The organism is Gellertiella hungarica, from assembly GCF_014197145.1.
Taxonomy (GTDB): Bacteria; Pseudomonadota; Alphaproteobacteria; order Rhizobiales; family Rhizobiaceae; genus Gellertiella; species Gellertiella hungarica.
Genome location: NZ_JACIEZ010000025.1, coordinates 1 through 9,508 on the forward strand (window position 1 = coordinate 1; position 9,508 = coordinate 9,508).

7 protein-coding genes and 1 pseudogene are annotated in these 9,508 nt (G+C 56.7%); 4 read left to right on the top strand and 4 right to left on the bottom strand.

Translation table 11 applies throughout. The features are described from left to right. Positions 1-974: 974 nt before the first annotated feature. From GGR23_RS22775 to GGR23_RS22785, 3 genes are all read right to left on the bottom strand, one after another. Positions 975-1,274 carry an I78 family peptidase inhibitor gene (locus GGR23_RS22775; protein WP_246366085.1) on the bottom strand — a complete coding sequence of 100 codons (300 nt, stop codon included), beginning with the start codon at positions 1,272-1,274 and terminating at the stop codon, positions 975-977. 24 nt (positions 1,275-1,298) lie between these two features. After that, positions 1,299-1,982 carry an SOS response-associated peptidase gene (locus GGR23_RS22780; RefSeq protein ID WP_183368588.1) on the bottom strand — a complete coding sequence of 228 codons (684 nt, stop codon included), beginning with the start codon at positions 1,980-1,982 and terminating at the stop codon, positions 1,299-1,301. A gap of 560 nt (positions 1,983-2,542) precedes the next feature. Next, the gene (locus tag GGR23_RS22785) at positions 2,543-2,773 is read right to left on the bottom strand and encodes a hypothetical protein (RefSeq protein WP_183368589.1); all 231 of its coding nucleotides are present in this window, start codon (positions 2,771-2,773) and stop codon (positions 2,543-2,545) included. 219 nt (positions 2,774-2,992) lie between these two features. Between GGR23_RS22785 and GGR23_RS22790 the strand changes: the two are divergent. The 4 genes and pseudogenes from GGR23_RS22790 to katE form a co-directional block, all read left to right on the top strand. Further along, positions 2,993-3,277 (top strand): annotated as a pseudogene (locus GGR23_RS22790) (DinB/UmuC family translesion DNA polymerase); the annotation flags it as partial. 1,340 nt (positions 3,278-4,617) lie between these two features. Further along, positions 4,618-5,121, top strand: coding sequence for a DUF3597 domain-containing protein (locus GGR23_RS22795; RefSeq protein ID WP_183368590.1), 504 nt, complete (start codon positions 4,618-4,620; stop codon positions 5,119-5,121). Positions 5,122-5,165: 44 nt separating this feature from the next. Next, complete coding sequence (locus GGR23_RS22800) at positions 5,166-5,669, top strand: YciE/YciF ferroxidase family protein (protein ID WP_183368591.1); 504 nt, start codon at positions 5,166-5,168, stop codon at positions 5,667-5,669. A gap of 75 nt (positions 5,670-5,744) precedes the next feature. Further along, the gene (gene katE, locus GGR23_RS22805) at positions 5,745-7,895 is read left to right on the top strand and encodes a catalase (protein ID WP_183368592.1); all 2,151 of its coding nucleotides are present in this window, start codon (positions 5,745-5,747) and stop codon (positions 7,893-7,895) included. Positions 7,896-8,662: 767 nt separating this feature from the next. Here the strand turns inward: katE and GGR23_RS22810 are convergent. Then, a complete protein-coding gene (locus GGR23_RS22810; RefSeq protein ID WP_097143482.1) occupies positions 8,663-8,920 on the bottom strand; it encodes a GlsB/YeaQ/YmgE family stress response membrane protein in 258 nt (85 codons plus the stop codon). Positions 8,921-9,508 lie beyond the last annotated feature (588 nt).

Consider the following 9,508-nt stretch of genomic DNA (forward strand, 5'->3'; position numbering starts at 1 on the left):
CCACGATAAAAGGCCGGACACATGACTGAACCTGACCGATCCCATCGATACAGAGTCTTGCATTCCACGGGCCGTCCACACATGGGGGGACCGCGCATCATTGACGCGAACCCTCCCTTGTCGGTGTAATGGTTGATGTTGAGAGAGATTTTACCTCTCCGTATTGCTCCATCACTTCGGATCGGAACCTGAGACCCCTCATCGCGTTCTGGCGACGGAGGGGCAGCGATGACAGATAGATCTCACGTTTTTAGGCAGCTCGCCTGTAGCGACATGGTTCGCAAGGCGGCACAGGCCAATCATCAACCGATACCGAATGACGCTCGCATCGATGCCCTGTTGCAGCGGCTTTCTCAGGCTGACCAGGATCCAAACGGGAAAGCAACAAAAGGAATTCCGTACCGAATCTCGGAGTAGTCGCCTTGCGCGCCATCTTACGGGAACCCATATAGGTTAGTAGCTGACGTGCGCACCCCTCCCAGTCCGCGCGTCGGCTGTTCCCCTCTGGAGGTTATTGACCCCCACACCTTAAGGGCCGCGATTTTCCGCTGGCCCTTTTTCTTTGAGGAACAGCCAATCAGCCGCAGGCTCAGTTTCACCCTTGGGAAGCACTAGGTTCAGCCTGCCATGCTCGGTTTCCAGGAGAGCGTTAAGGCCGCGAAAATCACGCCAGATGGAGGCGAGGAAGGCAGCACTCGCAATGGGCCGGTCAATGACTTGTTCCAGCTTTCTCGTCAGAGCTGCGCTTGTCCGCTTCAGAAGCTCTGATGCATAGGGATCTTCGCATATAGCGGTGGTGATTGTGTGTATCTGCCTCACTGATCTGACTGTCTGCGCAGTTCTCAGATAAGCAGAAAAGCTCTGTCCCATAGATAGCTCCGTACCGGCCCCCGAAGCTAACGCAAATGCCCCCCGATTCTATGGGGGTGACTGGCCTCTAGGTTCAGCAGCAGTTACCATGACCCGTAGCTTAATCAGCCGCAGGTAGCTCGAACAACAAGACCGGATGCGGGATCCGTCTCGATCGTCACCCGATCCTTTCTGAAGTCCTGGGTTACCATATCGCCGGGTTGGATCTGGCGAACCGTCTTAGAGCCGGTCAGCTGCATCGCCTCTGCATCTGTCGGCCTTTCCTTGCCGACCAGCCCCCGCGCGACTTCGGAGTTGCATTGTCCTGCCGCCAGGGAGGTCGAGGCACCATCCGCACTGCAGCCGGATATGACCAAAGCCATGCCGGCGAAAAGTATCGGGACGGAATAGAACGGCGATTTCATCGGACTCTCCTTGTTCTGAAGCTCCTACAAGGAGTTCAGGATTGGCTTTTTCGTGTCGCTGCCATCATAGCGAGACAAATTTACCTCCCGGCCGACACGGTAGAACTCAAGTTGGCTGTCGATCTGGTTTCGAAGAAGGAAGGCTTTTGCGGCAGCACCCTGAACAGAGGCATCCAACCAGGTCTCATAGGCCGATGAATCCAGCATGACGGGCATTCGCGTATGAATGTGCGCAATGTGGTCGACGGCTGGCGCTGTGATGATCGTGCAGCTGGTGACTCCTAGCTTGTCGTTATGCGCCCATAGTCCGGCGAAAGAGAAAGGCTTACCGTCAGGGAGCTGCAACAGCCATGGGTCTTTCTTGCTGTCCTCTTCGATTGTGGTCCATTCGAAATAGCCATCAGCAGAGATGAGGCAGCGCTTCGACTTGAAGGGTTCGCGGAATGCACCTGAAGTGTCGACGGTCTCGATCCTCGCATTGAACATCGCGGCCTTCGGCAATTCCTTGGCGAAGAAGGGGACAAGCCACCAGCGCCCGTAGTCGATTTCGAGGTTGCCGGCTTTGTCCTTGTGGGCGAAATGGACGTTCTGTGTCGGCGCGATGTTGTAGCGCGCCGGCATGTTCGACGGAGGCGGGGCCTCAGCGTGGATATTGTAGAGGGCGTGGATTTCGGCCCAGGTCATCGTATTGGTGAAGCGGCCACACATGCGACTGTCCCTTGCTGCTGACTTCGAAGCCGACGGCGTTGAAGCACATACAGGTATAACGCTTAGCGCCCACATTTGCGGTGAGTGGAGCAAATTTCAATGGGTGGAGCATCGGAACAATGAGGTTGAAGATATGCTGGCCTCAATAGTGGCCAGATTTGATTAATCTACACCCTCACACGGGCTACGGTTTAAGCGCAGACGGGGCTTAACTTGTCCTCTGTAATTGTATTTCCTCATTTATATCAATATTTTACCGAAAATCGCATAAGCATAATTATGGAACTAAAGCGCAGGCCTAGCAATCAGGTCTTACTCCGGACTTCGATGTCGACATGGCGTGTTGCGATGTCTTCTTTTGGTGCGATTCTTGCCATCAATGTCGTATCGGCATTTTTCGGAAAGCCCAATCGAGCTTGGTCAATGTGCGAGGAAAACACCGCTTTCAGCCGAAGAGCGGTGTTACGCCATGATCGACGACCCAGCCATGGCTTCATAACTTAAACGAAATAGCCTCCGCCAACCCGGTGCGGTTCAGACGAAGACGAAAGTGGGAATTCCTAAAAATCCTGCTGATGAAGAAACCGACTGCGCTTAGCCATTGCTCTCAGCTCCTCCTCGCTTCGAAAACCCGACTTGAAGAGAGACACCAGTTCCCTTGCCAGACCAAGCTCTTCCTCTTGACTCGAATCACCTTCTTGATCTCGAAACAAGTCCGCAAGCACCCTGCGTAACAGAGCCAACCCTTGCGGGCTGATCTCCTGCTCATCGTCAAAATATCTTTCGCCCATCTGCAATTCTCTCCGCAACTATGTCTTATTACATAGCGATCTGACACCGCGTCTATAAGCTTCGCAACACATTCTCCCCAGAGCTCGACGTCTATCCCGCTTCTTCTTCTTCTCGATTGAGCAAATGGGCGACTCCCTCACGATACGTCGATAATTCGCGAGCAGACGAGAAGGTGCATCGATTCCAGCATCTTGCTCCGACTCCAGCGGTTGCAGTAACCTTTAGCGGCAAAAGTCTGGTCGCATTGTCAGGCAAAGTCGATCAGCGGCAAGACGGCAACCGTTAAGATCAAATATTCGGACTTCACGCAGGCAACACGAAGCAGAACAGGCACTCTCCCGGTCACGGGCGTTGCCGAGATCACGGAGGCCGCATCTGCCTTACTTGCCACCGTCTATCCGTTCAAGCGTCCGATCCGTCTGCTGGGCGCGACGCTCTCTTCGCTTACCAACGATCAGTCGGAAGATGACGGGGAACAACCGCAACTCTATCTGGCGTTATGATTGGATAACAAGAGGATAGATCAGGATCTCCGACAATTCTCTCCCTAGAGTACGCGTCATCGATCTGGAGACCGGCGGCTATGGTCTGAGCGACGTTTGCGAGATCGGCTGGCAGGACGTCACTATGGCTGATGATGACCAGAGGTGAGTGACCGAGGAGCGCGGAGCTCTGTGGTCAATCCCGAGCGGCCAACGACACCAGATTCAATCGCCGTGCATCATATTCTTGACGCCGACGTCGCCGGCCCGGCCTTCTGGAAGGAGTTTGCCGCGGACGTGCTCCGGCCGTCTGGTGCCTGGATGCGCTGGCCGCCCAGCGCACTGGTTTCGACAGCGCTGATGCACACCCAGCTGTACCGGCGGCGCACCATGGGTCTGTTTTTGGAAGTCGGCCCTGAGGGTCTTGGTCGGAGCTTCCCCGCTTTTCCAACCAGATGGTGCGCTACCAGCGCATGCCGGAAGGGCTCGTCCACGAGATCGGCCTGCCTGACCACCGTGCCATGACGGACGCTTATGTCGCGCACCACCTCCGCGAAAGCGTCATCCCTGGACCAACTTCTGGCCTGGAGCGCAGAACCTAGGCTGCTGCCCCGCGTTCCCGCCGGCCCGGACCGCGGAAAAACCTGGGATCGGATCTCTAACGCAGCGCTGTAGAACTTCGCGCGGTGTCGGGCTACCGGCGTTCGCTTCAGTGCTCAGGCGGAAATGGCGCGGCGCGGCGGACTGGTTGCAGGCCATTAGCGCAGATTGACATTAAAGCCCCAAATGGCAGAGCCGCGGTCCTTCCCGACCATTCCATTCCGGGTTGCCGATGTGGTCTCTGAGTCCGTTGATCACCCGAGGGTTTTCGATACGCGACATCCTTCACGGACCTCCCTCAACTTGTGTTGAGCAGGATCTAATGTCCTCTACAAATGCTATCGCGCTGTTTTTTCTCAGCGCAGAAGAGAGTGAAGCTTGCTTCGAAAGGCCACTTAATTACGCCAACGCGGCGGGACCCGAATTGCTCATGGATCCACGCATTCTATGAGGCATCACACCGATACAAAGGTTGCTTATCCCGGAAAAAGAATCCGTGAAAGAACAAGCGGACCACCGCGCACTAAGCAGCGTGCACCGCGGCTGCCCACCTCGCTCTTCGAACCGGGCCGCCTCGCGCTCGGCGACCGACGCGAAAGAATATTTGCTTCCAAGCCTGGGGCACAAGGAACTGCGATTTGTTCGCTGCGTTAATCGGCGGGGCGACAGCACATCAACTTTTCGCGACGGCCGGGTACATATGTGTGCTGCAGCTTACGAGCGGATCGAGCGCCCTGACCAGCTCATAGCAGGAGGAATGAATGAGCATCTTCGACCGCATCAAGAACGCAATTTTTGGCGAAGCAAATGCCGCGCCCGCCCCGCAAGCGTCAAGCACGGCCTCTTTGGCACCGTCATCTTCAGCCGCGCCTACCACTCAACCACCCGCACTGTCAGAGACTGCGGCCAACCCGGCTATAAGCCAGCCCGCCCCGCCCGCAGCACAGACTGCGAACCCTGCGCCGCAATTAGACGGAGGCGTTTCTTCCGGCTCAAATTCTCGGGCTCCAATCGACGTCGAATCCATCCTCAACGAAGCGGCGAAGAAGTCTGGCCAAAAGCTCGACTGGCGGCGCTCAATTGTTGACCTGATGAAGGCTCTCGGCATGGACGCCAGCCTTGAGGAGCGCAAGGAGTTGGCGCAGGAACTAGGCTACACCGGCGACGCCGATGGCAGCGCGAAAATGAACACGTTTCTTCACAAGGCTCTCATGAAGAAGCTGTCGGAAAACGGAGGAAAAGTCCCCGCCGACCTGCTTGACTGAACCAAACTCTTAGACCTGATCTTGAACCACAAGGGAGAATTGAAATGGCAGCCACCAAGACACTCGACGACTTGTTCCTCGACACTCTCAAAGACATCTACTTCGCAGAGAAAAAGATCCTGAAGGCCCTTCCGAAGATGGCCCGCGCCGCCAATTCGGAAGAAGGGAAGGCAAGCTTCCTGCAGCACCGCGACGAGACCCAGGGCCAGATCGAACGCTTGGAAGAGGTCTTCGAACTGCTCGGAAAGGCGGCGCGCGGCAAGACCTGCGAAGCCATACAGGGCATTATTGCCGAAGGCGAAGAGATCATCGAAGAGTTCAAGGAGTCTCCGGCTCTGGATGCAGGGCTCATCTCATCCGCCCAGGCAGTCGAGCACTACGAGATCGCCCGTTACGGCACGTTGATCGAGTGGGCCAAACAGCTTGGTCTGAAGGACGCCGTACCCCTGCTGGAGGCGAACCTCGCCGAGGAGAAAGCGACAGACGAGAAGCTCACGCAGCTCGCAAAGGCCTCTGCGAACGCCAAGGGCAAAAGCAAGGCTTCCTGAGGTCCCAGTGCATTATTCAAGGCCGTCCCACAGGGGCGGCCTTTTTGTATCCAGCCATCACCAAAGGGGATAACCATGGCAAAGCGTACAAAACGGGCGACCCGCTCGACCTCTTCCACGGACACTGTCACCATCCATGATCAGCAGCTTCACCGAGGCGCGGGCGGCGAACTCCACCAGATCGCTGAGGACGGTGCCGACGTGTTGACCACGTCGCAAGGCGGACCAATCGCCGACGACCAGAACTCTCTTCGGATCGGCGCCCGCGGTCCGCTGCTGATGGACGACTTCCATTTCCGCGAGAAAATCTTCCACTTCGACCACGAGCGAATTCCGGAACGCGTGGTTCACGCACGTGGCTATGGCGCCCACGGCTTCTTCGAAACCTATGAATCCTTGTCCGACGTCACCCGCGCCGACATCTTTCAGCGCGCAGGCGAGAAAACGCCTGTCTTTGTCCGCTTTTCTACTGTCGCCGGCAACAAAGGTTCTGCGGACCTCGCCCGCGATGTCCGCGGTTTCGCCGTGAAGTTCTATACGCAGGAAGGCAACTGGGATCTCGTCGGCAACAACATCCCTGTCTTCTTCATTCAGGACGCAATCAAGTTTCCGGACTTAGTACATGCCGCAAAGCAGGAGCCGGACCGGGCCTTCCCCCAGGCGCAGACCGCCCACGACAACTTCTGGGACTTCATCAGCCTTACGCCGGAAAGCATGCACATGGTCATGTGGATCATGTCCGACCGCACCATCCCACGATCCTTCCGTTTCATGGAGGGGTTCGGCGTACACACCTTTCGTTTCGTCAATGACAAAGACGAGTCCACGTTCGTCAAGTTCCACTGGAAGCCAAAGCTCGGCCTCCAGTCGGTTGCGTGGAACGAGGCTGTCAAGATCAACGGCGCCGACCCCGACTTCCATCGTCGCGATCTCTGGCAGGCGATCCAATCCGGCAATTTTCCGGAATGGGAACTCTCTGTGCAGCTCTTTGATCAAGAGTTTGCCGACAACTGGGACTTCGACGTCCTCGATCCGACGAAGATTATTCCGGAAGAGTTGTTGCCGGTAAAACCAATCGGCCGTCTCGTGCTCGACCGCATGCCGGACAACTTCTTCGCGGAGACCGAGCAGGTCGCGTTCATGACGCACAACGTTCCGCCGGGGATCGACTTCAGCAACGACCCTCTTCTTCAGGGCAGAAACTTTTCCTACCTCGACACGCAGCTCAAGCGGCTTGGCGGACCGAATTTCACGCACCTTCCCATCAACGCACCAAAGTGTCCCTTCCACAACTTCCAGCAGGACGGGCACATGGCGATGCGCAACCCGGTCGGCAGGGTAAACTACCAGCCGAACTCGTTCGGGGAAGGTCCCCGGCAGGCCCCGTCCCGAGGATACCGCCACTTTCTGGCCGAGGAGAACGGCCAGAAAGTGCGGCTGCGTCCGGAAAGCTTCGCCGACCACTATAGCCAGGCCCGCCAGTTTTTCCTCAGTCAGACGCCGCCCGAGCAGCGGCACATCGCGATGGCACTCACGTTCGAGCTAAGCAAGGTCGAGACCGTCGCTATCCGCGAACGGATGATCTCGCACCTGCTGAACATCGACGAGACGATCGCCACCACCGTTGCCCAGAAGCTCGGAATCCAGACAATGCCTAAGCCCGCCGACGCTGCCATGCCCACACGTCAGGATCTGGAGCCGTCTCCCGCGCTTAGCATCGTGCAAGGCGGACCGAAGCGGTTTGAGGGCCGCAAACTCGGCGTGCTTGTAACGGATGGCGTCGATGCAAAGCTCCTCAAGAAGCTGATGATGGTGATCGAGAAGGAGAAGGCTTTGGTCGAGCTGATTGCGCCGAAGATCGGAGGCGTGACCGCGTCCGATGGGACCTGGATAGAGGCGCAGCACATGATCGACGGTGGCCCCTCGGTGCTGTTCGACGCCGTCGCCGTTCTCGCGGCTCCGGGCGCAGTTGAGGATTTGGTGAAGGAGGCGACAGCACGGGACTTCGTGGCGGACGCATTCCAGCACTGCAAGTTCATCGGCTACGACGAGAGCGCTTTCCCGCTTCTCGTCAAGGCTGGAATCACCGACGATCTCGACGAAGGCACGATCGCACTTCCCGGTGAAGGGGGGGTTGCCGCTTTTGTATCCGAACTTGGGAAGTTGCGGGTGTGGGGCCGGGAACCTGCTCTTAAGCTCGGCAAAGCCTCGCCTCCGGTCGATTGAAGTTCAGGCGCGGACCTCGTGTCCGCGCCGTTCTCTCTAAACGGTGAGGGACGAGATAGTTGTTTCCAATGTTGGCGTTCCATGGAACGACAAGCACGTATGAAATAACGCACCCGGAGCCCATAAATGAGGAGTGAGTATATAAAGTCCCTGCTGGCCGCGCTTGCTGAGCCGAATAACATCGAGAGCGACGGATGGGGACCCGTGCAAATTGGGGTTGGCGCCGTACCGGCGGGCTGGGAACATTTATTCGGGCCACTATAGGCTTACAATTCCAAGCAACGGTCTCGGCGGCCGGCTAAATGGCTTTTAGCGCACGGATTGCGACAAGGCTGCCAAGGGGGCGCAGCCGGGCTGATCCTTTAAATCGATGAAGAACAGTTGTTTGACGAGCTCAACTAGGACGTGATTGACGAGCCTTTGCGATTTGCGGCCTTTGTCGCGTCATCTCGGACTTCCAATGCGCGCGCTTCTAAAGGTCGTGAACTAATTTAACCCGGAAAGGCGGTTTCCGAGCGAAGACAACTAGTTCCAATCATTTGCGGCGCTACGTCGAGCAGCAAGCCCGGATGTGTGCGCCTTTAGGTAGAAGATTAAATGTCCGACCGATAATGATCTCTGCTGCCGGGCGAAGAGACCACAAAGCACCAGCGCTCTGCCGGTAGCTCCGGCACTACACACGGTTTTCGTTTCTACCATGTCGGTTGATGCCGGGTAGGGTTCCCGGCGGCGTCTGCACACGACGCCGCCCAAACGATTTTACTGATTCACGCTGTTCGCCTTACCATCCGCGCCAGCGCAATTAAGATACATGCGCCGATGAAACCGGCGATAAGGTAGCCGAGCCAGCCTCCGAGAACGATCCCGAACAGTGAAAGGATGAAGTTGGCGACTATGGCACCGACAATGCCGAGAAGGATATTCATGATGACGCCCATGTTGCTCTTCATAAACGTCTCTGCAAGCCACCCTGCAATGCCACCGATGATGATCGCCGCGATCCAGCCGATACCTGCGTCTTCCATATTCAACTTTCCTTCCGGTTTCCTAAAATACATCCGGGGCTCCGGAGGTGACGAGGAAACTCCATGCCGTGGGACTTTGTTCCATCCGGGAAAGGAAGTGGCGTCGTTCTATTATATCTTGGACGAGGTTTAGTTGATGGTTACTGAACCGGTCGACCATGATGCTCTGGGACCAATGGACTTGCTCATAATGCTATGGGCTGAGCAGACGCGGACAGCGCATTTTACACCCGATAAGCGTTGGAGAAGACAATTGTAAAGCGGAGAATTTAAGGTTTGGCCGCGCAGATCTTGTGGAGGCTACTCGTGCCGATGACCGCGCACCTGCCAGCTGTTTAGTCTCGTCAATAACTAAGCTCAGAGGTTAGGAGGAGTTGTCACTCGCATACCGTTTGTGCCGTCGACGATTGACGATCTCTGACTTTCCATTCAACTCCCTCACTTTCCCCTCGAAAGTGTGCGAGGGCCCAGGAGATGGTGATTGATCACGCAATGGAGTGCACCCCGTTTCACCGGACAGGTCGGCTAGTTTGATTTAGCCCTGATGAACTGCCGAGGGGAAGCCATCTTGAGCGCGGAATGGGGATG

Bases quoted from the DNA above. Each gene is read 5' to 3' on its own strand.
- GGR23_RS22775 (WP_246366085.1), bottom strand. From the start codon at position 1,274: ATGAAATCGCCGTTCTATTCCGTCCCGATACTTTTCGCCGGCATGGCT.
- GGR23_RS22780 (WP_183368588.1), bottom strand. From the start codon at position 1,982: ATGTGTGGCCGCTTCACCAATACGATGACCTGGGCCGAAATCCACGCC.
- GGR23_RS22785 (WP_183368589.1), bottom strand. From the start codon at position 2,773: ATGGGCGAAAGATATTTTGACGATGAGCAGGAGATCAGCCCGCAAGGG.
- GGR23_RS22795 (WP_183368590.1), top strand. From the start codon at position 4,618: ATGAGCATCTTCGACCGCATCAAGAACGCAATTTTTGGCGAAGCAAAT.
- GGR23_RS22800 (WP_183368591.1), top strand. From the start codon at position 5,166: ATGGCAGCCACCAAGACACTCGACGACTTGTTCCTCGACACTCTCAAA.
- katE (WP_183368592.1), top strand. From the start codon at position 5,745: ATGGCAAAGCGTACAAAACGGGCGACCCGCTCGACCTCTTCCACGGAC.
- GGR23_RS22810 (WP_097143482.1), bottom strand. From the start codon at position 8,920: ATGGAAGACGCAGGTATCGGCTGGATCGCGGCGATCATCATCGGTGGC.